The sequence below is a fragment of the Streptomyces hydrogenans genome (assembly GCF_014656075.1).
Taxonomy (GTDB): domain Bacteria; phylum Actinomycetota; class Actinomycetes; order Streptomycetales; family Streptomycetaceae; genus Streptomyces; species Streptomyces hydrogenans.
Genome location: NZ_BNBS01000026.1, coordinates 36,527 through 58,983 on the forward strand (window position 1 = coordinate 36,527; position 22,457 = coordinate 58,983).

The 22,457-nt window shown below is 75.8% G+C and carries 16 protein-coding genes; 9 read left to right on the top strand and 7 right to left on the bottom strand.

The features are described from left to right. A complete protein-coding gene (locus IE321_RS13970; RefSeq protein WP_190223098.1) occupies nt 1-1,248 on the bottom strand; it encodes a serine hydrolase domain-containing protein in 1,248 nt (415 codons plus the stop codon). A 462-nt stretch (nt 1,249-1,710) separates the two neighbouring features. Here IE321_RS13970 and IE321_RS13975 point away from each other — a divergent pair, with 462 nt between their 5' ends. Beyond that, a complete protein-coding gene (locus IE321_RS13975) occupies nt 1,711-2,373 on the top strand; it encodes an SMI1/KNR4 family protein (RefSeq protein WP_190223099.1) in 663 nt (220 codons plus the stop codon). Here IE321_RS13975 and IE321_RS13980 read toward each other — a convergent pair. Further along, nucleotides 2,363-3,841: a cellulose binding domain-containing protein gene (locus tag IE321_RS13980; protein WP_190223100.1), complete on the bottom strand. Its 1,479-nt coding sequence runs from the start codon at nt 3,839-3,841 to the stop codon at nt 2,363-2,365. The genes IE321_RS13975 and IE321_RS13980 overlap by 11 nt on opposite strands. A 272-nt stretch (nt 3,842-4,113) precedes the next feature. Here IE321_RS13980 and IE321_RS13985 point away from each other — a divergent pair, with 272 nt between their 5' ends. The 7 genes from IE321_RS13985 (at nt 4,114) to IE321_RS14015 (ending at nt 13,081) form a co-directional block, all read left to right on the top strand. Beyond that, complete coding sequence (locus tag IE321_RS13985) at nt 4,114-5,472, top strand: cytochrome P450 (RefSeq protein WP_190223101.1); 1,359 nt, start codon at nt 4,114-4,116, stop codon at nt 5,470-5,472. A 57-nt stretch (nt 5,473-5,529) separates the two neighbouring features. After that, on the top strand, nt 5,530-6,216 hold the full coding sequence (locus tag IE321_RS13990) for a Crp/Fnr family transcriptional regulator (RefSeq protein WP_200426623.1): 687 nt from the start codon (nt 5,530-5,532) through the stop codon (nt 6,214-6,216). Between the two features lie 162 nt (nt 6,217-6,378). Continuing rightward, nucleotides 6,379-7,224, top strand: a complete 846-nt coding sequence (locus tag IE321_RS13995) for a hypothetical protein (protein WP_190223103.1) — start codon at nt 6,379-6,381, stop codon at nt 7,222-7,224. Then, nucleotides 7,221-9,530 (top strand): hypothetical protein, encoded by a 2,310-nt coding sequence (locus IE321_RS14000; RefSeq protein ID WP_190223104.1) that lies wholly within the window; start codon nt 7,221-7,223, stop codon nt 9,528-9,530. The genes IE321_RS13995 and IE321_RS14000 overlap by 4 nt, the downstream gene beginning before the upstream one ends. 82 nt (nt 9,531-9,612) lie before the next feature. Beyond that, nucleotides 9,613-10,851: a PE-PGRS family protein gene (locus IE321_RS42830; RefSeq protein ID WP_190223105.1), complete on the top strand. Its 1,239-nt coding sequence runs from the start codon at nt 9,613-9,615 to the stop codon at nt 10,849-10,851. After that, complete coding sequence (locus tag IE321_RS14010) at nt 10,848-11,423, top strand: Pycsar system effector family protein (RefSeq protein WP_190223106.1); 576 nt, start codon at nt 10,848-10,850, stop codon at nt 11,421-11,423. Before IE321_RS42830 ends, IE321_RS14010 begins: the two co-directional genes overlap by 4 nt. Nucleotides 11,424-12,046: 623 nt before the next feature. Beyond that, nucleotides 12,047-13,081, top strand: coding sequence for a M48 family metalloprotease (locus IE321_RS14015; protein WP_190223107.1), 1,035 nt, complete (start codon nt 12,047-12,049; stop codon nt 13,079-13,081). A gap of 86 nt (nt 13,082-13,167) precedes the next feature. Here IE321_RS14015 and IE321_RS14020 read toward each other — a convergent pair whose 3' ends face one another. Together IE321_RS14020 and IE321_RS14025 are read right to left on the bottom strand one after the other, a co-directional pair. Continuing rightward, nucleotides 13,168-13,647 carry a hypothetical protein gene (locus IE321_RS14020; protein WP_190223108.1) on the bottom strand — a complete coding sequence of 160 codons (480 nt, stop codon included), beginning with the start codon at nt 13,645-13,647 and terminating at the stop codon, nt 13,168-13,170. 50 nt (nt 13,648-13,697) lie between these two features. Further along, nucleotides 13,698-15,020 (bottom strand): hypothetical protein, encoded by a 1,323-nt coding sequence (locus tag IE321_RS14025; protein WP_190223109.1) that lies wholly within the window; start codon nt 15,018-15,020, stop codon nt 13,698-13,700. Between the two features lie 165 nt (nt 15,021-15,185). Here IE321_RS14025 and IE321_RS14030 point away from each other — a divergent pair, with 165 nt between their 5' ends. Further along, nucleotides 15,186-15,842 carry a maltokinase N-terminal cap-like domain-containing protein gene (locus IE321_RS14030; RefSeq protein WP_190223110.1) on the top strand — a complete coding sequence of 219 codons (657 nt, stop codon included), beginning with the start codon at nt 15,186-15,188 and terminating at the stop codon, nt 15,840-15,842. A gap of 21 nt (nt 15,843-15,863) precedes the next feature. Here the strand turns inward: IE321_RS14030 and IE321_RS14035 are convergent, their stop codons facing one another. From IE321_RS14035 to IE321_RS14045, 3 genes are all read right to left on the bottom strand, one after another. Next, nucleotides 15,864-18,863, bottom strand: a complete 3,000-nt coding sequence (locus IE321_RS14035; protein WP_190223111.1) for a helix-turn-helix domain-containing protein — start codon at nt 18,861-18,863, stop codon at nt 15,864-15,866. A 210-nt stretch (nt 18,864-19,073) separates the two neighbouring features. Next, nucleotides 19,074-20,873 carry a S8 family serine peptidase gene (locus IE321_RS14040; RefSeq protein WP_190223112.1) on the bottom strand — a complete coding sequence of 600 codons (1,800 nt, stop codon included), beginning with the start codon at nt 20,871-20,873 and terminating at the stop codon, nt 19,074-19,076. A gap of 608 nt (nt 20,874-21,481) precedes the next feature. Beyond that, complete coding sequence (locus IE321_RS14045; RefSeq protein WP_190223113.1) at nt 21,482-22,348, bottom strand: GNAT family N-acetyltransferase; 867 nt, start codon at nt 22,346-22,348, stop codon at nt 21,482-21,484. Nucleotides 22,349-22,457: the final 109 nt, after the last annotated feature.

Sequence of the window (22,457 nt, forward strand, 5' to 3'; positions counted from 1 at the left end):
TCAGCCGAAGTCGGGGATGGGGTGGTCGGGGGTCAGGGCGGCGGCGATCCGCTGCGCGAGGGTGTGGGCGGTGTGGCCGGCGGCGGCGTCCGGGTCCTGGGTGGTGGAGACGGCGACGGCCAGCCGCTCGGAGGGGAGGTACGCCTGGGACGCCGAGTACCCGAAGAAGAGCGGGTGCTGGGCGACCCAGTCGCCGAGGACGAGCACGCCGAGGCCGTAGTGGGTCCGCTCGGTCTGGGCGAGGCAGACCGTCGCCGGGCACTTCCGGGTCGCGTGGCCCAGGCCGACCGTTCCCGGGTCCAGCAGCTCGTGGTACGACGCGGGGGAGAGGAGCGCGCCGGAGCCGATGCCGGCCGCCGAGCGGGCCAGGTCGCAGATGTCGGTGGTCTGCACGGCGCCGGGCGCGGTGGTCCACGAGGGGTTCCAGAAGGTGGACTCCTCGTAGGTGCCGCGGTCGGAGGTGAAGGCGTGCAGGATCGGTTCCGGGATCTCGGGCGTGGAGGAGTTCCGGGTCTCGTCCAGCCCCAGCGGCCCGAGGACCTGGCGGCGGAGCAGCACGTCGAGCCGGGTCCCGGTGATCTTCTCCAGGGCGGCGCCGAGGAGGAGGAAGTTGGCGTGCGAATAGCTCCAGTTGGTGCCCGGCCGGTACCACCGGTCCCGGCCCGTCGACAGGGCGACCAGTTCGCCGGCGGTCCACTGACGGAACGGGTTCGCCACGACCGCCTGCTGGAAGGCGGGCAACCTGACGTAGTCGACGAGCCCGGTGGTGGAGGCGGCGAGCATCCGCAGGGTGATCCGGTCGCCCTGCGGCAGGTCCGGCAGCCAGCGCCCGACCGGGTCGTCGAGCCCGACCCGGCCCTGGTCGACCAGGCGCAGCAGGGCGGTGCCCAGGTAGCTGATCGCGATGTTGCCGTTCCGGAAGTGCATCGCGGGGTCCGCCGGGACGCCGGTCATCGACGTGCCGAGCGCGGCGGTGACGACCTCGCGGTCCCCGCGGGTCACCCGCACGATCACCGACTTGAGGCCCAGCTCCGCCCGGGTCCGCTCGGCGATCCGCAGCACCTCCCGGGCCGGGCCGCGGCCGGGCGCCTCGGAGGCCGCGCAGGGCCGGTGCCGGCCGCCGTCCCCGCCCGGGGGCGTGGCGGGGGCGGCGGCCCGGCCGGTCGCGGGGGAGACGAGGGAGGCGAGGGCGAGGAACGCGGTGAGGGCGGCGAGCCGTGACCGCGACACCGGACGGGCTGGTCTCATGCCCGGAGTATCGGCCGGAGCCCCCGCCCCGGCGGCCCGCCGGAGACCCGACGCGCACGCGCGTCACCCGTCTGTCCGCGACGTACGGCCTCCCCGGGGGCGGGCGGCGGGCGTCCGGCGCCGGACGCCCGGGCGGCGGTGCTGTCGGTGCCGTCTGGTTCCATGCCCGGCATGGACCGACCGAACGCGCACGACGAGGAACCGGCCGAACTCCTCGCCTTCGTACACCGCCTGGCCTAGGCCGACACCGGCGAGCTCCGCTGCGGCGAGCCGGGCCATCCCGACGGCCACGTCTGCCTGCCGGCGCCGATCGGGGAGGTCGCGCTCGACGAATTCCGGAGGGCCCTCGTCGAGCGGTACGGGCGGGCGCGGAGCCTGGCCCGGGACGGAGACGCCGACCCGACCGCGACCGTCGACACCGGTCTGCCGCTGCTCACCCCCTTCGGGGACCGGCTGGTCGCGATGCGCGGCTGGTTCCACGGCGGCCGGTGGATCGGCCTCGGCGCGATCCGCCGCCCGTACGGCCCGCTGCCCGTGCTCCTGGTCGCGGAGGGCCGCGGCCCGGCGGACGGACTCCCCGAGGGGACCACCTGGCTGGGCGGCGTCGTCGCGGCCACCGGACGGGACCTCTCCGCGCCCCGTCACCCGGTGGACTGGGCGGACGTCGAGGCGCGGCTCGGCACGGCGCTCCCCGTCGACTACAGGCAGCTCGCCGAGGTCTTCGGCGAGGGCGCCTTCGACGACCACCTCAGGCTGTACGTCCCCGGTTCGGACGCGCGCGGCTCCGACCTCGTCGGGAACGCGCTCCGGTCGGCCGAGTGGGCGCGGACGAGCGGCTCCCGGCTGTGGGAGCCGTACGGCGTGTACCCGGCGCCCGGCGGCCTCCTGCAGTGGGGCGACACGGAGCAGGCCGACACCTTCTACTGGCTCACCGAGGGCGACGACCCCGAGCGGTGGCCGGTCATCGCCTGCTCGGACGACTTCGACTCCTGGGCCCGGTTCGACGGGACCGTCACCGAGTTCCTCCACCAGGTCCTGACCGACCGGCACCACCCCTACTCCCTGGCCCGATACTTCGACGGCCACTGGTTCACGCCCTACGGGGAGGACGACCTCACGGGGTGACCGCGATGTTGGTCAGACCGCTCGTGGCGCCCTTCACCGTGTTGGAGGCGTGCACCACGTTGAGCCGCCCCGGGCACTTCGACGTCGACGTGATCCGGACGGCGTACGCGCCCACCCCGCCGAGGTCGGAGGAGTTGGCGCGCCACACGTTGCCGCAGCCGTTCGGGAACGCCGGGGTGGTGGCGGGGTTGTGCGTCTCGTACCCGTTGGCGAAGGTGCCCGGCGCGGCGAAGGTGCCGGTGTTGCCCTCGATCAGGTAGTCCACGCCCTTGACGTCGATCCAGGAGTCCGCCGAGTTCTGCCCGGTGATCCCGCGTCCGTCGAAGGTGTTGCCGCGGATGATCCCGCCGAAGGTGCCCTCCTTGACGTCGATCGCCTCGGCGGCGACGTTCGGACCGATCCGGTTGTTCTCCACGAGCACCCGGTCGGAGCGGTCGGCGCCGCCCTCGTTGCCGTGGCAGCCCCAGTTGGAGCCCGCCGAGCCGATGTACACGCCCTCGCCGTAGCCGGGCTGGACGAGACCCGTCTCCTCGACGATCGCGTTCCGGAGCACCCCGTCCGCCGAGGAGCGGCGGAAGTGCACGCCCTCCTCCTCGACGTGGTGCACGTACAGTCCGTCCGCCGTCACGTGCGGGGAGGCGTCGACGACCACGCCCTTCTTGGAGTCCCGGACGGTGAAGCCCTCCAGGTTCCAGTACGGCGCCCGGTACAGCCACAGGCCGTAGCCCGGGTCCCAGCCCGCCGTGGGGACGGGGCAGGACGGGCCGCTGCCGGACGGCCCGTCGTTGACGAGCACCGCCGTGCGGGGGCCGGTCAGCGTGATCGGCCGGTCGGCCGCGCCGGCGCGCTGCGCGACGAACGAGCCCCGGTACTCGCCGGGGGCCAGCCGGATCGTCTGCCCGGGCGCCGCCGCGTCCAGCGCGGCCCGGAGCTGCGCCGCGGTGGCGACGTCGACGACGGGGCCGGCGGGCGGGGTCGTCGGGGAAGGGGCGGAGGGCGTGGGTGTGGGCGTGGGGGTGGGTGTCGGGGTCGGCGTGGGTGTCGGCGTCGGGGTCGGTGTGGGGGTGCCGCCGGCGCACGGGGCGCCGTTGACCGTGCAGTTGAGGGGGAGGCCGAGACCGCTCGCGTTGAAGCCGAAGCCCTGCGTCCCGCCCGGCGCGACCGAGCCGTTCCAGGTGACGTTCGTGAAGGTGTAGTGGCGGCCGCTCTGGGTCTTCGTCGCCGACCAGTGGCTGCTGACCGAGGTGCCCTCCGGCAGGTCGAACTCGACCGTCCAGCCGCTCGCGGGGGCGTCCCCGTCGTTCCGTACGGTCACGTCGGCGCCGTAACCGGTGCTCCAGACACTTGCCTGGACGACCGAGGCGGTGAGGGCGGGGGCGGCGGCGGCCCGGGCCGACGGGCTCAGGAACCCCGCGGCGAGCAGGCCGGCGACGGCCGTCGCGACCGCGGCCGGTATCGCTCTGCGCATGATGGATCGTCTCCTCCTGCCGGGGGCGGCCGGCCGGTCGGCGATGGTTGACAGGAAACCTTCCTTACCGTTGCAGCGGCGTCAATGGAAGCGACCGATCCACTCGCCGTCCGCCGCCTCCCGAACACGGCCCGAACAGTGGCGACTTCACGCCACGAGCCGTACCCCCGGCCGGTGGCGCGCTGTCCTCGCCCCCGCCCGCGCCCCTACAGTGCGAGGGACCGCGCCACCCCGCACGCGAGGGCGTGCGGACGCCGAACAGGAGCCGCACCGTGGCCATCCCCGCACCCCCCGGCGCCCGCGAGGCCACCGGACCGGCAGGCCGGCCGGTCCCCGAACTCGACGCCGCCCTCGTCGGACGATGGCACCAGGACGGCGGCGAACTGGTGGCCCTCCTCACCCTCGTACGCGAACGGCTCGGCGGCATCGGCGCGTTCCGCCCCGCCCCCAGCGCCGCGCCCACCGTGCTCGTCACCGAACCCGACGCCGTCCGGCACGTCCTCGCCCACCACCCCGACCGGTACGTCAAGCGCTCCCACCGCGCCCGCGTCCTCGTCGGCGACGGCGTCCTCTCCGCCACCGGCGAGGCCTGGCAGAACCAACGCCGCCTGCTCCAGTCCCAGTTCACCGGACGCGGCATGCGCCGGTACGAGGGGCGGATCGCCGCCGCCGCACGGGTGACGGGCGCCCGCTGGCAGGCGTACGCCCGCACCGGTGAGGTCTTCGACCTCGGCGAGGAGATGCGCCGCTTCGCCCTCGACACCATCTGGCGCGCCCTCACCGGACACCCGCTCGACCCCGGCACCGAACGCGAACTCGCCTCCGTCGCCGGGGTCGTGGCCGCCCTCCCGAGCCTGCCCGCCGACCAGGTCGCCGCGCAGGAGGCCGTCGCCGCCGACATCGCGCGGATCGACGCCGTGGCCGAACGGGCCGTCCGCACCGCCCGGGACGGCGGCGCCGGACCCGACGGCCCCGGCCTGCTGCACGTGCTCGTCGAGGCCTCCGCCTCCCGCCCCGCCTACACCGACCGGCTCATCCGCGACGAACTCGTCACCCTCCTCGTGGCCGGTCACGAGACCACCGCCACCACCCTCACCTGGCTGTACCTGCTGCTCGACCGTCACCCCGAGGCCCGTGAACACGCCCTCGCCGCCGGGCCCGAGGGCTCGGCCGAGCGACAGCAGGCCGTCCAGGCGCTCGTCCACGAGACGCTCCGCCTCTACCCCTCGGCCTGGATCCTGCCCCGCCACGCCGCCGCGGCCGACACCCTCGCAGGCCACCCGATCCCCGCCGGGACCGATCTCCTCGTCTGCCCCTACCTCACCCACCGCGACCCCGGACTCTGGCCCGAACCCGCGCACTTCGACCCCGCCCGCTTCACCACCCCCGGCCGCCGGCCCGGCCACCCCGGCGCCTACCTGCCCTTCGGGATCGGGCCCCGCGCCTGCCTGGGCCTCCAGTTCGCCCTCCGCGAGACCACCGCCCTCCTCGAACAGCTGCTGCCGGGCCCCGTACCCCGCTTCCGGTCCCGTCCGGAGCGCACCGCGTACGGCCTCACCGTCCGCCCCGACGGACCGACCCCGGCCGTCCTCGACGGCTCCGCGGAGTGGCCCACCGCCCCGATGCGCTAACCTCCCGGCTGATCGCGGGCGCGGGCGCCGCCCGAAGTGGCGGGCGGGGAGGAACAGGTGACGCAGTTCGAGGACCAGGTGCCCTTCGTGGCCCGGCTGGAGTCCGACGACCGGCAGACGCTCTTACGCAGCGGCAGCCCCCTCGCCTTCCCCGCGCGCCACGTCCTGTTACGCGAGCACGAACCCTCCACGCACGTCCTCGTCCTCCTCTCCGGCTGGGCCAAGGTGACGTCCGCCGCCCCCAACGGCTACGAGGCGCTCCTCGCCCTCCGCGGCCCCGGCGACATCGTGGGCGAACAGGCCCTCCTCAGCGGACGGCCCCGCGGCGCCACCGTCACCGCCCTCGAACGGGTCGAGGCCCTCGCCTTCGACGCCGTCGTCTTCGGCGAGCTGCTCGACCGACGCCCGGGCATCGCCCGCAAGTTGCTCGCCCTCACCGCCGACCGCACGCGCGACAGCGACCGGCGCCGCGTGCAGTACGCCTCCCTCAACGTGCAGGAACGCCTCGCGCTGCTGCTCCTCGAACTCATCCGCACCCACGGCGAGGAGTCCCCCGACGGCGTCCAGCTCACGGCCGGACTCTCCCAGAGCGAACTCGCCGGCTCCGTCGGCGCCTCCCGCGAGGCCGTCGCCCGCCTGCTGAAGCAGCTGCGCGAACGCGGCATCGTACGGACCGGACGGCGCGGCCTCGTCGTCGTGCGCCCCGACGTCCTGCGGCAGATAGCGCGCTCCGGCACCACCTGAACCAGCCGGCGGACGCCCCGCGCCCCTCTTCCGGGGGCGCCGTTCTGTGCACACGGTCACACGCGCCGTGTGCCCGGCGCCGTCGCACCCCCCTCCCCGCGACTGACATCGTCGCGGTGTCCCCACGGCCCCCGAAGGGCCCCGTCACCCGTGGAAGGCGCCATGCGCGAGCCAGTCAACCGGACCATCCTGCTCCTCGACATCGAGAAGTTCAGCCGCCGCGACGACGTGGTGCAGGCCGTGCTGCGGCGCCGCCTGAACGCGATCGTGGACCAGACCCTGGAGGCCGCCGGCGTCGAGCCCAGCCAGCAGTACCGCGAGGACCGCGGCGACGGCCTCATCGTGCTCCTCAGCGGCGACGTCGCCAAGACCGCCCTCCTGCGCTCCCTCCTCACCACCGCCCCCGACCTGCTGCACGAGCACAACCTGCTGGCCTCTCAGAGCGCCCAGATGCGGCTGCGGACCGTGCTCGCCGCCGGAGAGGTCGCCCACGACCCGCACGCCGGGACCACCGGGGGCATCGTCGGCCACGACCTCAACCAGGCGTGCCGGCTGCTCGACGCCGACGTGCTGCGCGCCGCGCTCGCCGCCCGCCCCGACGAGCACGCCGTCCTCGCCGTCAGCGCGCCCGTCTACGAGGGGATCGTCCGGCACGGCCACCGGGGCGTCCGGCCGGAGCTGTTCGCGCGCGCCGACGTCACCGTCAAGGACGGCGTGCTGCCCGCCTGGATCCACCGGGGAGCCGGCACGGGCCCGGCGGACGCCACCCCGGCCCCCGCGCCCGAGGCGGCCCCGGCGCCCACCCCCGCGCCCGCACCGGCACCCGCCCCCGCACCGGCGCCCGCGTCCGTCTTCCACTTCCACGGCTCCCCGGTCGTCCACGGCTCCCTCGTCGCGGGGGACCAGCACGGCGTGAGCGGCGGCCACGTCACCGGCGACGTCATCCTCGGCGGCGGCGGTCGGCCGGACCGGCGCGTCGCCGACGGCGCGGAAGGGAGCCCGGCGTGAGCACCCCGCAGGAGCGGCCCCCCGCCCCCGACGAGCCCGCCCCGGCGTACGCGGGCGCGCCCGTCCCGCCGGCGGCCGAGAACGCCCCCGCCGGCGCGGGCGAGGGGCACGACGACGCCGACACCGAGACCGAACACGCCTGGGACTCCCGGCGCGACCTCTACCGGCACAGCCCCGGCTTCATGCTCGGGCACTCCGCGCGCGTCGGCGGCTCCCTCGTCGCGGGGGACCAGCACGGCGTGAGCGGCGGCCACGTCACCGGCGACGTCATCCTCGGCGGCAAGGTCGAGTACCACCTCGGCGGCGACACCGAGGAACGCTCCGGAGCGATCCCCGTCACCGAGGTCGAGGCGCTGGCCCTGCGCTTCGTCCAGCCGCTCGCCGACGAAGCCGACGGCGAGCCGGACGGACCGTTCGCCCGCGCCCTCGACGCGCTCAGGAAGGACCGCGTCGCCGTCCTCTCCGGACCCGCCACCACCGGCCGCCGCGCCGCCGCCCTGATGCTGCTGCGCGAGGCCGGCTCCCGGTCCTACCGCGCCCTCGACCCGGGCCTCGGCGCCGGCCGGCTCGTGGGCGAACTCCGCGACGGCTGCGGCCACCTCGTCGCCGACTTCACCGCCACCGCCGAACGCCCCCTGCGCGAACACCACCTCCGCGCCCTCAGCGAACGGCTCCACGCCACCGACGGCCACCTCGTCCTCGTCACCGGCCCCCACCCGGCCGTGCCGACGGGCACCGGCCACGTGCCCTGGCGGCCGCCCGCCCCCGACGCCCTCCTCGCCGGACACCTGCGCACCGCGGACCTGGGCGGCCGGGACGCGGCCGAACTCCTCGGCCTCCCCGAGGTCCGGTCCGTCCTCACCCACCACCGGCCCGTCGCCGAGACCGCCCGCTTCGCCGAGCACGTCGCCGGCTACGCCCGGGGGACGGTGACCCTCGCCGCGCTCGGCGCCTTCGGCCACGTCGCCGCCGAACGACAGGTCCGCGCCTGGTTCGACAGCGCCGACCACACCCTCCACGACAAGGCGTTCCTGATCGCCCTCGCCACCTTCGACGAGGCCCCCTATCCGCTCACCGCCGAACTCGGCGACGTGCTCTACCAGCTCCTCCAGCGCATCGAGCACCCCGGCGAACCCGCCCGCATCCCCGTCTTCGGCACCTCCAGCGCCCAGCGCGTCGAGAAGGCCCTCGCCGAGCGGTACCAGGAGCCGGAGCAGACCGAGTGGGGCCCCGTGCTCCAGACCAAGGTCCAGTTCCGGGACAAGCTCACCGCGCTCACCCTGCTCCGCGAGGTCTGGACCGGCCACCCCTCGGCCCGGCCCGCCCTGATCGCCTGGCTGCGCCGGCTCGCCGACGACCCGCGGCCCGTCGTCCGCACCCGGGCCGCCGCCACCGCCGCCGTCATGACCGAGGCGGACCTGCCGTCCGCGATGGCCCTCCTCGTCCGGGGCTGGGCCGCCGACCGCCGCCTGCGGGCCCGGCTCGCCGCCGCCAACGCCCTCGCCCTCGCCCACCACCTGGGCGCCCCGCACATCTCCCGCATCCTCGCCGAGTGGTGCACCTCGCCCGACCACCGGCTGCGCTGGACCGCCGTCCGCGCCTACGCCCTCGTCGGCGACGCCTTCCCCCACGAGGCCCTGCGCGCCCTCACCGAGGCCGTCCGCGGCATGGAGGCGCGCGGCGGACCGGTGCGCGGCTGGACGGAGGAACGCGAGGACCTCGCCCAGTCCGCCGCCGCCCTCCTCCTCGCCGGCGGGCAGGACGCCGCCGGACGGGGCGACTGGAGCGCCGCCGCCGACCTGTGGGTCGACCTGCCGGCACTCGCCCGCGGGGCCACCCGCGACTTCGTGCTGCGGGCCACGGTGCACGCCTGCGGCCCCACCGACGGCCCCGACGGCACCGGCCGCCCGCTGCTGCTCGACCTCTTCGGCCGGGCCGAGGCCACCCCCGGCACCGACGGCGCCGCACTGCGCCAGGCCCTCGCCGCGCTCTGGCGCAGCGTCCTGGGCGACCCCGTCGCCTCGGCCTCCGGCCTGCACGCCCTGCGCGGCTGGGTGCGGGCCGCGGACACCGATCCGGGCGCCGAGGCCGCCCTCACCGGACTGCTGCCGCTCCTCGCCGTCTCCGTCGAGGACCACCGCCGGCTCGCCTACCTCCTGGAGAACCTGCGGGCCGAACCGGTGGACCCCGCCACCGGCCCCGTACCGCCGGCCGTCGCCCTCCGGCTGCGCGACCGGCTGGCCGGAGCACGCGCACCCGGCCCCTCCGGACCCGCGGACCCCCCGGGGCCCGCGCCCTCCCGGTGACGCACCGGGGCGACCACCCGGGCGACCGGCCTCCACCGAGGCCGGCGCCGCCGTACGAACCGTTCCAAGGAGCAGCGTCACGATGATGAGCCAGCCGCCCCAGTGGCAGCAGGACGCCCACCGCCACACCGTCCTCGTCGACCCCGTGATCACGATCCAGGAGCTCTCCCGCTTCAAGCCGCTGCGGGCCACCCGGATCGACCACGCGCTCGTCTTCACCACCGCGCAGGGAGCCCTCGAAGCCTTCCCGCCGCCGAGCCGGCCGAGCCGCACCGAACTCGCCACCCGCCGCTGGACCAGCGTGTACGAGGTCGACACCGGCCGGCACGAGGCCACCGCCGTCCTCGCGCTCGTCAGCCAGAACGACGCCTTCACCTTCGAGGTCTCGCTCGACTGCACCTGGCAGGTCACCGACCCCGCCGCCTTCGTCGCCAGCGGCGAGCGCGACGTCCCGGCGCTCGTCCGGCGCGCCGTCGAGCAGATCGTCCGCCCCGTCCTGCGCGGCTACGCCATGGAGGACAGCGCCGCCGCCGAGCTCCACGCCCGCAAGGCCCTCGAAGCCGCCGGCCCGATCGGCGCCGGGGCCGGGCTCGCCGTCCACTGCGGACTCCAGATCCGGCGCGACGAGGCCACCCTCGAACAGGCCCACCGGCTGCGCGAGATCGAGTTCGCCCGGCAGCAGCTCGAACCCCAGCACGCGCTGCTCATGCGCGAGGACGAGCTCGCCGCGCAGCGCGCCCTCGCCCAGGGCCGGCAGCAGCACGAGGTCGAGCGCGAACGCCAGGCCCTCGACCACGAGCGCCGGCTCGCCCGCGGCCACCAGGAGCTCGAACTCCAGGCGATCGAGGCGCAGAAGATCGACTTCTACACCTACTACCTGGAGCGCGGCGGCCCCGCCGCCATGGCCTTCCAGCTCGCCCGGCACCCCGAGGACACCCGCCTCATCATGGAGAACCTGCGCGAGGACCAGCTCCGCCTCATGGACAACCAGCTCAAGGTCGCCCTCCAGGCGCTGGGCGGCGGACCCGGCGGGCTGGAGGAGCACCAGATGGACGAGCCGCGGCGGCTCGCGGCCAACGTCATGAAGGAGGTCCTCAGCGCCAAGCTGTACCAGGGCGGCGGGCAGCAGCTGCCGCCCGGCGGCCCCCGGACGGCGCCGGAGGCCCTCGGCCCGTCCCCGGAACCCGGATCGCCCGCGCCGCCCGCCCCGGGCCCGATCCCGCCCCAGGCACCGCCGCCCGGCGAGCCCGGCTCCGTCCCGCCGCCGCCCGTGGACGCCCCCGTCTTCGGGTACCCGTCGCCCGAGCGGCCGCCCCGATGAGCACCCCCGCCCCCGCCCCCGTGCCCGCCCCCACGCCGGAGCCGGGCACGGCGCCGCCCGCCGCGCCGGTACCCGTCCCGGGCGGGCGCACGACCGAACGGCTCCTCGCCGAACTGCGCCTGGAGGCCGCGCGCGCCGACACCAAGGGCTCGGTGCTCGTGGCCGCCCAGGGCATGGCCGCCGCCGCGCTCGTGGGCGTGCTCGCCGTCCGCGGCTGGCACCCCTCGCAGCTCGCGGTCCTCGGCCAGGTGATGTGGTGGGCCGGCGCCGCCTGCTTCCTCGTCTCCCTGATCGCGCTGCTCATGGCCGTCGTCCCGCGCTACCGGGCCGTCGACTGGCGCCCCGGCGCCCCGCTCACCCACTTCGCCGACATCCGGGGCGCCGCGCGCCACGGCCGGGCCGCCCTGGAGGAGGCCCTGCGGGAGACCGACCGGTCACCGGGCACCGCGGTCCTCTCCTCCCTCGTCGAGAACAGCCGGATCGTGTCGATCAAGTACGCCTGGCTGCGGGCCGGGATGGCCGGCTTCACCCTGGCGCTGGTCCTGCTCCCCGGCGCCCTCCTCGTCGGCTGACCACCCCACCCCGCCCGCCCCCTGGAGACACCGCCATGTCCGACCCCGCCCCCCTGCCCCCGCCGTACCCGGGGGAGACGCCTCCACCGCCGTACCCGGGCGAGACCCCTCCGCCGTACCCGGGCCCGCCGCCGCAGGCCGACCCGAGGGTCGCGGCCCCGACCTACCCCGGGTCCGCCGCACCGACGTACCCCGGTGAAGCGGAGCTTTCTTCACCGGAGTTCGCTGCTCCGGCGTACCCGGGTGAAGCGGCCCCGGCCTACCCGGAGCCCGCTCCGCCGTCGTACCCGGATGAGGTGCTTGCGGTGCACCCGGGACCGGACGTACCGGCGTACCCCGGCGAGGTGGCTCTGTCTTCAACGGAGTTCGCCGCTCCGGCGTACCCGGGTGAAGCGGCCCCGGCCTACCCGGAGCCCGCTCCGCCGGTCGACCCGAGGGAAGCGGCCCCGCCCTACCCGGGACCCGTACCGGAGCACGACCTCGGTGTGTCGGTAGCGCCGCTCCCCGAGCCGTCTGTGCCGGCGCCGGCGTACCCCGATCCACCCGCCCCCGCCCCCGTGCCCGCCCCCACGGCGCCCGCCGTCCCGCCCGGCGGATACGGCGGCGGGGACGGAGCGGTCCGCATGGACGATCTCGCGCTCGACACCGGGCGGCGGATGGTGAAGGCGCGGCAGCGCGGGGTCGACGGGGCCGCGCTGTGGCACCTGGTGCTCACCCTGCCGATCGGGCTGCTCAGCCTCGCTCTGGTCACGGTGCTGTCGGGCATGGTCAACGTCGCCCTCGCGGTGATCGTGCCGGTCGCGTGGCTGCTCTCGGGGCCGCTCGTCTTCCACCGGGGGGTCGAGGCGACGCTCGCCCGGCGGCTGTTCGGGATGCGGCGGCCGACGGAGGAGGAGGCCCGGCGGCTGGACGTGGTGTGGGAGCAGGTCACCCGGCGCGCGGGGGTCGACAGGGAGACCTACGAGCTGTGGATCCAGGAGCGGGCCGAGCTCAACGCGACGGCGGCCGCCGGGCACATCGTGGCCGTCACCCGGCACGCGTTGGACCGGCTGCCCGACACCCGGCTCGCGGCGGTGCTCGCGCACGAGCTGGGCCACCACGTGGGCGGTCACTCCTGGGCGGCGATGCTGGCCGACTGGTACGCGACGCCGGCCCGGGTGGCGGGCCGGCTGATCCTGGGCCTGATCGTGTCCCTCTTCCGGGCGCGGAACAAGGCGGGCTTCGCCTGCGGCGGCTGCCTCATCCTGATGATCGCCTGGCCGGTCTTCGTCCTCGCCTACCTCCAGGGCATGTGGTGGCTGCTGATCCCGTTCACGGTCGCACCGGTGCTCGTCGGCTGGCTGCACCGGCTGGCCGAGTTCCGGGCCGACGCGTACGCCGTCGGCCTCGGCTTCGGCGAGGCGCTGGAGGACGTCCTCGTGCGGGAGGGTTCCGGCGGGGTGGTGCTGCCGCCGGGCATGGCTGCGGTACCGCCGGGCATGCCCCCGGTACCGCCCGGCACGCTGCCCGCACCGCACCTCGCCCACGCCCCGCCGGCGGCATCGTACGTCCCGCCCGCGCCGGCCGGCAGGAGCCTCGCTCCCCGGGCCGCCCACGCGAACGTGGAGGCCCGACTGCGGAACGTACGGCTGGTCATGGACCGGCAGGTGCGTCGCTGAACCCGGTCCGGCGGCCGTGCGCGGGGGGGGGGGGGGGGGGGGGGGGGGGGCACGGCCGCCGGGCCGTTCCTCCGGGCCCCCTCGGGTCAGCGCAGGACGGAGGAGAAGGAGTCGAGCTGGATCCAGGTGACGGGTTGGGACGACTGCGGGCCGTACACCTTGAGGGCGCGGGCGGTGTTGGCCTCCACCCGGATCGCGTTGACGCCCTGGTTGTTGTTGCGGGGCACGACGCCGCGGGTCAGCTTGGGCGGGACGATCGTGGACGGCAGCGTGCCGAGCGTGGCGTCGGCGGTGAGGCTGCAGGTCAGGGTGCCCCGGAGCTGGAGGAACTCGGTGCCGGCGAGGCGGATGACCCGGGCCTGGAGCGGGGCGGCGGCGTCGGGCGTGATCCCGGCCGCGGGGGTGACGGCGGTCCAGTCGACGACGGTCTGGCACCCGTCGACCGGGGCCGCGGCGGCCGGGGCGGCCGTGACGAGCGGGACGCCGACGGCCGCGGCGGGCGCGGCGAGCGCGGCGGTGAGCAGGGAGCGGCGGCTGGTCGACGGCGAGGACGACTGCTCGGACATGAGGGGATCCTCCGGAGTGAGGTGGGACGAGGGGGTGGGGGCGCGGCCGGTCAGCGCCAGGCGACGGAGACGCCGTCCAGGTCGATCCAGGTGATCGGGTTGTCGGCGTAGGCGCCGTAGGCCCACAGTTCGCCGCGGACGCCGGCCTCGACGCGGCAGACGCACCGCCCGGTGTCGTTGTTCCGGGGCACGTTCTGCCGGGTCTGCCGGGTGGGGCGGAGCCGGTGCGGCAGGGTCGCGATCGGGCCGTCCACGGTGAGGGAGCAGGTGAGGGTGCCGCGCAGCTGGAGGTAGGTCGTGCCGGCGAGGGCGACGAGCCGGCCGCGCGGACGCTCGGCCCCGGCGGTGATCCCGGCGGCGAGGGCGAGGTCCTCCCAGTCCTGGAGCACCTTGACGCCGTCGACGGCGGGCCGGGTCGGGTACCAGCAGACGGTGACGTCCCGCGAACCGGTCGTGCCGGGCACGGTGTTGCTGAACCCGAAGAGCAGCCGCGTCTCCTGGGTGGCGGGGTCGACCTCGACGGCGACGCCCTCCGGCTCGCGCCGCTCCAGCCCGTCCGCGCCGGTGACGACCTGGCGGTCGAGGCGCTGCCCGGTCGTCCAGTCGTACGAGGTCATGAAGGCGATGCCGGGGAACGCGCTCGGCACCGTGTCCGGGTGGGTCTCCGCGTCGTACGGCGCCCAGTGGTACGCGTACAGCACGTCCCCCAGGGTCTGGTGGCCCTGCGAGGTGAGGGTCGGCTCCAGCGGGTACGGCGACGGCACGGCCGGGGTGACGTCCTCGCCGGCGGGCATGACGAAGGTCGTGCCGACGGGCGTCCAGGTGCCAGCGGCGGCGAGGTCGGCGTCGTAACGGGTGAAGTGCCGCTTGCCGTCCTTGTGGTACACCACGGTGAGCAGCCCGGTGGTGGGGTCGAACGACGGGCCGGTGCCCGCCGTGGACCCGGGCGGGGTGAACCTCCGGGCCTGCGGGATCGTGGTGGCGTCGAGCTCGCCGCCGTCGACGAAGGCGAAGCGCGTGACGCTCTTCCCGAAGGCGGATCCGCTGCCGGTGACGTGGAGCGGACCGCACTCGGTCCACAAGTGGCTCTCACCGCCCACCGGCTGACAGCCCATCGAGATTCCGTGGCCGAAGCCCTTGAGGCGCATGGAGCCGGTGACGGCGCCCGTCGTGCGGTGGACGCGGTTCAGGTACATGTTGCCCGAGTCGCCCGGCGCGGTGGCCGAGGACTCCAACTGGAGCACGAAGACGTGTCCGTTGACGGTGTCCGTGGCGATCGCCTGCGGGGCGGGGTTCTGCACCAGGTCGACCGTCTGGACGAGCCTGCCGGTGACGCCGGACAGGTCGACGCCGTTGGCGTCCGTGAATCCCATGGTCTCTCTCCCCCGTGGATCACCTCCGGATCCACCTCGTTGTGATCATCACACGGGACGGCGGCCGGTCGCCCGGCAACGGGGTTCGGAAGCACCGGACTTGGCCCGGCGGACCGCTCTGTTACGTTGGCGGCTCCCGTCCCGAGGAGAGGAAGAGGCCTGCTCATGGCCCAGATCCACCACACCACGATGACGCCGACCAAGCTGGAGCTCATCGCCGACTGGCTGCCGACGCGGGCCTGGTACACCGGCGGGGCGGCCGGGCCGCGGCCGGTGAGGGCCGGCGGGTTCCGGCTCGACGACCCCGAGGGCGAGGTGGGCGTCGAGTTCATGGTCGTCGCCGACGGCGAGGGGCCGGAGGCGGTCGCGCACCTCGTGCCGATGACGTACCGGGGCAAGCCGCTCGACGGCGCGGAGCACGCGCTCATCGGCACCTCCGAGCACGGGGTGCTCGGCACCCGGTGGATCTACGACGGCGCCCACGACCCGGTGCTCGTGCGGGAGCTGGCGGCGCTGCTCGACGGGCGGGCCGTGCCGCAGCGGCAGTCCGTCAGCGACGCCGTCGACGAGACCGTCCTGGTCGCCGCGGTCCCCGGCCTGCGGGCCGTCGAGCCGGCGGAGGCCGTCGACGGGACCGAGTACACCGAGATCCGCGTCCGGACCGAGGGCGACACCGGGGCCCTCACCCTGCGCGTGCACCGGGTCCTGCGGCCGGGCGACGCGGCGGACGGCGAACTCGGCGGCGTCACGGCCGAGTTCACCCCGGCGGGACCCGAGGGCGCCGTCGCGCGCGGTACGTACGTCTCCGTCCACCGGGCCTGACGCGGGCGGCGCGCTCCGTCCTCAGGGGCGGAGCGCCGTCGCCAGCTGGGAGCGGGAGCGCACGTCCAGCTTCTGGTAGATGCGGGTCAGCCGCGCCTCCACCGTCTTCACGCTCAGGAACAGCTTCGCCGCCGCCTCCTGGTTCGAGGCGCCCTGCCCCACCAGCCGGGCCAGCCGCAGCTCCGCCTCGGTCAGCGACGCCAGCGCCGTCGGGGCCTCGTCGCCGCCCGTCGCCGTCCCCGGCAGCTCACCGGCCGGGGCCTCGGTGGCCAGCGCCAACCACGGCACCGCCCCGGCCCGCTCGAAGATCGTGGCCGCCGCGTGCAGCGCCGTCTGCGCGGCCGACCGGCGCCGCCGCTTGCGCTCCACCCGGGCCAGCGCCATCAGCGCCCGCCCCTGCTCCAGCGGCAGCCCCGCCTCCGCGAACCGGGAGGCCGTGCCGGTCAGCAGCTCCGCCGCCTCGTCCGTCCGGCCCTCCGCCGCCAGGCACAGCGCCTGTGCCCGGTCGCAGCCGAGCAGCACCGTGGACCGGCCGAGCCGCCGGGCCACCGGACGGACCTCCGCGAGCAGCGCCAGCGCGTCCTCGACGGCGTCGTGCGCGAGCAGTGCCTCCGCCAGCTCCTCGTGCCAGCGCAGCATCGAAGGGTCGACCGTGGACTGAGCCCGCTCGTCGGTCTGCACCCGGCGCAGGGTCTCCAGGGCCGCCGCCACGTCGCCGTTGACCAGCTGGACGCGGCCCAGGGCGTACCGGCTGCGGGAGAGGAAGACCCGGTCGCCCTCCTCCTCGGACGCCTGCACGCTCCGCCGCGCGTAGCTCGCCGCCCGGCCCAGGCTGCCGCCGGCGGTCTCGGCGAGCGCCAGCGCGTACCAGGCGGGGCCGGGGGAGAGGCCGGCCTCCAGGGTGAGCGCCAGCGACTGGCCGGCGTGCGCGAGCGCCGCCGCGCACGCGCCGATCCGCGACTCGATCTCGGCGAGCGTCCGGAACAGCTCGATGGCGTCCTCGACCGAGCCGCGTCGCTGCACCAGCGGCAGCAGTGCGTTCAGCTCGTCCCGGGCGTCCGTGAGCCGGTCGTCGAAGAGGGCGTGCCGGATCGTCAGGATCTGGGCGGCGTTGCGGATGCCCAACGGCCGTTCGGTCAGCTCCAGTTCGCGGGCGCGCGCCAGAACCGGCTCCGAGTCGGCGGTGCCCAGGGCCCGTTCCATCCGCGCCTGCACGGTCAGCGCCTGCGCGGCGGTGCGGACGTCGCCCACCGAAGCGGCGAGCGCGGCGGACTCCATCGCCGCCGTCCGGGAGCGCTCCGGATCGCCGTCGGCCAGCACGTACTTGACGGCCAGCCGCAGCTGCACGGCGGCCCGGAGCGCGGTCGCGCCCTCCGAGTCCTCCATGGCGTGGACGTACATGTCGTCCAGGTCGGTGAGGCCCTGTCCCGCGGTGTCGAGGACCGCGAGGCGGGCCCGCACCCGGTCGGTGGGGGAGGCGTCGCGGGCGAGCAGATCCGTGGCGGCCCGCATCGCCAGGTCGGCCCGGGCGGCCCGGGCGGCCTCCTCGGCCGCGTCCACCAGTCGGGCGATGCGCCGCGCCCCGTCCCGGCCCGGCGTGGACTCGGCGGCCAGCAGGGCGAGTTCGGCGGCGAGCGCGTTGTTCCCGCGTCGCCGGGCGACCTCCGTCGCGGCCGTCACCTCGGCGGCCAGCTCCTCGTCCGGCCGGTCGGAGGCCAGCGCCCGGTGCCGTACCGCCTCCACCGGATCGTCCACGACCTCGGCCAGCGCCGCGTGCCCGGCGCTGCGCTCCGCCCAGCAGGCGTCGTGCACCAGCGTGGAGGGCAGGAGGCCCGCGGTGAAGGCGAGCGACCCGTCCTCGGCGAGCGACACCAGGCCGGCCCGCTCGGCGGCCGCGAGGTCGGCCTCCACCCTGGGCCGCCGGGCCCGCCGCACCAGCGTCGCCGAGGGGCGCAGCGCGAGCGCGGCGAGCAGCGCGGTGGCCCGGACCGGTGGGGGAGCGGCCCCCAGGAGCTGGCGGGCCAGGTCCCGGGCGCGGCCGGAGAGCGTCAGGGCCTCCGCGTGGTGCACGGGCGTGCGGGCGTCGGCGAGCGAGCGGCCGACGGCGAGCGCGAGCCGGGGGTTGCCGCCGCTGGCGCGGTGGATGCGGCCGGCCATCCGGGACGGCAGCCGGTGGTGGATGAGGAGCGCGGCGATCTCGTCGGCCTGGAGCGGTGGCACCAGGAGCAGATCGGCCTCGGACGGGACCCACAGGTGGGCGGTGTGCCCGGCGCCCGCCCGGCCCGGGTGCCCGGGCGCGCCGCCGCCGGGTTCCGGGGCGTCGGTGCCGTGGGTGTCCCCGTACGGCTCCGGCGTCTCGACCGCGATCACCCGCAGCGACGGCGGGGCGAGGTGGAGGGCGAAGCGGAGCAGGTCGGTGCTGTCGTGGTCGAGGAACTCGGCGCCGTCGACGACGAGGAGCACCGGTCCGCGGGAGGTGAGCGTGCGCAGGATGCGGGCGATGCCCAGGCGCAGGGCGATCGGGTCCCAGCCGCCCTGCTGGATGGGCGCCTCGCGGCAGAGCATGGCGACGGCGGTGCGCTGCGGTCCCGGCAGGTCGTCGAAGACGCCGGAGGCGAAGACCCCGGACGGCAGCGTGCCGGGGCCGCCGGGGGCGACGGTCGCGGGGATGCCGGCCGGGCCGTCCTCGACGGCGGGGGCCGGTTCGGCGCGCGGTCCGGGCCGGGTGACGGTGGTCGCCACGGAGGCGACCAGCGCGGCCGCTGCGGCGCCCGGTATCGCGCGGTCGGCGAGGAGGGCGGCGAGCCACAGCACGGTCTCGCCGCGGGCCGCGGCGCGGGCGCCGGCGGCGAGGGCGACCTCGGTCTTGCCGACGCCGGCGGGGCCCGTGAGGAGGGCGCGGCCGCGGGCGTGGAGAACGGATTCGAGTCGGGCGAGCAGCTCCTCGCGGCCCACCGGGGCCGGCGGCCCGGCCGCTCCGGGAGCGCGTGCGGGCAGGGGGCCGTGCGGAACCGTCGTCACCTGGTCGCCACCTCCGCCCGTGGGCCCCGCCCATGAGCCCTGCGCAGAGGATACGGAGCCGGGGCGCTCCGTCCAGGCCCCTTGTCCGGCATGCGGACACGCCGCACCGCGCGGTCGCGCTCCCACGCGCCAGGACGCGCCCGTGGTGTAGACCACGAGCGCGTCGCTGACCAGCAATGATGCTGATGTGGGGGGTGGTTGAGCGGTGGATCAGAAGGTGAGGCTCCACGAGTCGATGTAGCCGGTGTCACCCGTGGCCACATCGCGCACCTGGAGCTTCCAGGTGCCGTTGGCGACCTCGCTGGAGGCGTCGACGGTGTACGTCGCGAGGACGTTGTCGGCGCTGTCCGAGGAGGAGGACGCCTTCAGGTTGCGCACCGTGCCGTCGGGGGCGACCAGGTCGACGACCAGGTCCCCGCGCCAGGTGTGCTTGATGTCCACGCCGACCTTGAGGGCGGCGGGGGCGTTGCCGGTGCGGCCGGTGACGGCGATCGAGGACGACACGGTGGTGTTGTCGGAGATCGTGACGTCGTTGGCGTTGGTGAAGACGGTGCCCGGCTGGGTGGTGCCGGTGACCGAGTTCACGGTCTTGGCCGCGTCGGCGATGCCGGAGCCGCAGCCGCCGGTGCAGGCACCGGGCAGCGGGCGGGCGTTGCTCTTGATCGCCGACTCGATCTCGGCCGGGGTGAGGGTGCTCTTGGCCGACTTCATGAGGGCGGCGAGACCGGCGATGTGCGGCGCGGCCATGGAGGTGCCCTGGTAGGGCTTGTAGTTCTCGGTCGACTGGGTCGTCGCACCCGAGTTCAGCGTGGAGTAGATCGCGTTCTCGGGCGTGGTGACGGTGCCGGGCGTGTCCGTGGCGTTGCGGGTCTCGCCGCCGGGGGCGGACACGTCCACGAGGGTGCCGTAGTTGGAGTAGTACGACCGGGCGCCGGCGCGGTTGGTCGACGCCACGGTGATGACGTTCGAGCAGTTCGCGGGCGTGAAGCCGGAGGTGTTGGCGTTGCTGTTGCCCGCGGCGACGACGACGGTGGTACCGCGCGAGACGGCGCCGTTGATCGCGGTCTGGTAGACGCTCGGGCAGGTGGAGCTGGCGCCGCCCAGGCTCAGGTTGATGACCTTGGCCGGGGTGGGGTTGGCCGGGACGCCCGACACGGTGCCGCCGGAGGCCCAGGTGATGGCGTCGGCGATGTCGGAGGACGAGCCGCCGCACTTGCCGAGCACCCGCACGGGCTGGATCTTCGCGTTGTACGCGATGCCCGCGATGCCCTTGGAGTTGTGGGTGACCGCGGCGATGGTGCCCGCCACGTGGGTGCCGTGCCAGGAGGAGCTGGACGCCGTGGAGCCGGTGCCGCACTCGCCGGCGGTGGCGTTCCAGTCGCCCTCGTCCTTGGAGTCCGCGTCGCGGCCGTTGCCGTCGCGGGCGTCGGCGGAGCTGGAGATGAAGTCGTAGCCGGCGACGACGTTGGACGCGAGGTCCGAGTGGGCCGCGTAGCCGGTGTCGATGACGGCGACGGTGACGCCGGAGCCGGTCGTCTTGTCCCAGGCGGACGGAACGTTCATGCCGCCGGTGGCCTCGACGAGGTCCCACTGCTTGGCGTAGTCGGTGTCGTTCGGGGTCACGGCCATGGCGTAGGCGCGGATGTCCGGCTCGACGGTGGCGACGGACGGGTCGGCGCGGAAGGCGGCCATGACCTCGTTCACGTCCTGCGTCGTGGCGGAGTCGCCCAGGTCGACCAGGGCGCCGCCGCCGGAGAGGCGGCGCTCGAAGGCGAGCCGCTCGCCCGTCTTCGCGGCCTTCTCGGCGGTGTCGGTCTTCGCCGCCGCGTTGGAACCGGCCTCGGGGGCCTGGCTCTTGTAGGTGACGATGACCTTCTCGACGGGGGCGCTGGGGAGCGCCTTCATCGCCTGCGAAGCCGGAGCCGGCTTCGGGGAGGGAGCGGCCGGGGCGGCGGCGAACGCCCCGGTGGTCGTGGCAGCGGCACCGATGATCGCGGCGGTGGCGACCACGGATATGACTCTCCGCCTGGAACCGTTCAAAGTGGTTGGCCCTTTCGATTACGACGTGGTTGCGGGCAGTGGCGGCGGCGCGGGAGTCGCGGTGCGAAGTGGGGTCGCGGCCGTGGTCCCTGGGCTGGGGGGCCCGTGCGCCGCCACCGGCGCCGACGGCCCGGGTCAAGGCCGTCACCGGCGGCGATCTCCCCGCATGCACCTGTCAGGTGCGCTGCGGGGGATGATATCCGCCGGTGCGGAGGACAGTAGGGAACGGGGAGGTGAACGCGATACGGGGAAAACCCTTGTCACCCCTCACGGGTGGGGAGGGGGTCCCCCGCCGGAGCCGCCCGACCCCGGCCGGCGAGGCGCCCGCGCCCCGGTCCGACCGGCCCCGCGCCCCCTTTCCGTACGCGTGACCGCCCCGATCCGACCCGCTCGCGGGCACGCGGGCGGGCGCCGGGCGAGGACGCGGGGGTGGCGGGGGCGCGAGGGGCGGGCGCCGCTCCTCCGGCGAAGGGGGCGAGGGGCGGCGCGAGGCGTGGACGTCGCTCATCCCGCGAAGGGGGCGGGGGGTTGCTTCGTCAGCCTCTCGGGGGAGTGGGGGCCGCCGCCTCCGTCCGGGCTCAGCCGAGTTCGAGGGTCGTGACGCCGAAGACGCGGTCCACGGCGACCGGTCGGACCGGGGCCGTGTACATGCGGGCCGTCTCGAAGGTGGGGGTGAGGCCGCGGTCCTCGGCGAGCCGGGCCGCCGCCGGGTTGGTCTCCGGCATGTCGACGGCGATCGACCGCGCGCCGAAGCCCCGCGCCTCCTCGGCCAGCGCGTCGAGCAGCGCCGCCGCGTCCGCCGGGCCGTCCGCGAACAGCGGCCCCACGCGCGCCTCGTCCTGGCAGGGCCGTACGACGCCGTAGCCGGTCACCCGGCCGTCCACCACCCTCGCGAGGGCGCGGTGCCCGGGGGTCGTGAGCCAGGCGGCGAGGAACCGGGGGCGTTCGGCGTGGTGGCAGGCGGAGTCGTACGCGGCGAGGAGCGCGGGATCGACCCGTGCGGCCGGCACCACCCCGGCCACCGGGCCCTCCGGGACCGGTACTTCTCCGACATAGCGGGCGGTCCGATAGGCGGTCGTGAACCCGGAGCGCCGGTAGTTGTCCTGCTGCGCGGGCACCCCGTCGAGTCCCACGGCCCGCCCGCCCGCGTGGGCGAGTCCGGCCCGCCAGGTGGCCAGCCCGAGCCCCCGTCCGCGCAGTTCGGGCCGGACGAGGTAGAAGCCGAGGAAGGCGTACGCGTCCCCGTAGGTCACCACCGAGACGGCGGAGACCGGCTCGCCGTCGACCCGCCCGAGGAAGAAGCCGTCCGGATCCTGCGCGAAGAAGGCGTCCCCGTCCGCCCGACCGGGATTCCACCCCTCCTCGGCGGCCCAGCCCTGCACGAGCTCCCACTCGGCGCGGCTGGCGGGAGCGACGGTGATCGGACCGGAGGACGGGGAGGTCATGGGGGAGCCTTTCGTATGACACCGCACACCAAATCGGTCAAAGCGCCCCACCCTAGCGCCTCCTGGGGCCCCTTCCGGAGGGCGCCGATCGATTCCGGCCGCCCCCGCC

Coding starts and splice junctions, on each gene's coding strand:
- IE321_RS13980 (WP_190223100.1), bottom strand. CDS start 3,841: ATGCGCAGAGCGATACCGGCCGCGGTCGCGACGGCCGTCGCCGGCCTG.
- IE321_RS14020 (WP_190223108.1), bottom strand. CDS start 13,647: ATGTCCGAGCAGTCGTCCTCGCCGTCGACCAGCCGCCGCTCCCTGCTC.
- IE321_RS14010 (WP_190223106.1), top strand. CDS start 10,848: ATGAGCACCCCCGCCCCCGCCCCCGTGCCCGCCCCCACGCCGGAGCCG.
- IE321_RS14025 (WP_190223109.1), bottom strand. CDS start 15,020: ATGGGATTCACGGACGCCAACGGCGTCGACCTGTCCGGCGTCACCGGC.
- IE321_RS14030 (WP_190223110.1), top strand. CDS start 15,186: ATGGCCCAGATCCACCACACCACGATGACGCCGACCAAGCTGGAGCTC.
- IE321_RS14015 (WP_190223107.1), top strand. CDS start 12,047: ATGGACGATCTCGCGCTCGACACCGGGCGGCGGATGGTGAAGGCGCGG.
- IE321_RS13970 (WP_190223098.1), bottom strand. CDS start 1,248: ATGAGACCAGCCCGTCCGGTGTCGCGGTCACGGCTCGCCGCCCTCACC.
- IE321_RS14045 (WP_190223113.1), bottom strand. CDS start 22,348: ATGACCTCCCCGTCCTCCGGTCCGATCACCGTCGCTCCCGCCAGCCGC.
- IE321_RS13975 (WP_190223099.1), top strand. CDS start 1,711: ATGCGCGGCTGGTTCCACGGCGGCCGGTGGATCGGCCTCGGCGCGATC.
- IE321_RS42830 (WP_190223105.1), top strand. CDS start 9,613: ATGATGAGCCAGCCGCCCCAGTGGCAGCAGGACGCCCACCGCCACACC.
- IE321_RS13995 (WP_190223103.1), top strand. CDS start 6,379: ATGCGCGAGCCAGTCAACCGGACCATCCTGCTCCTCGACATCGAGAAG.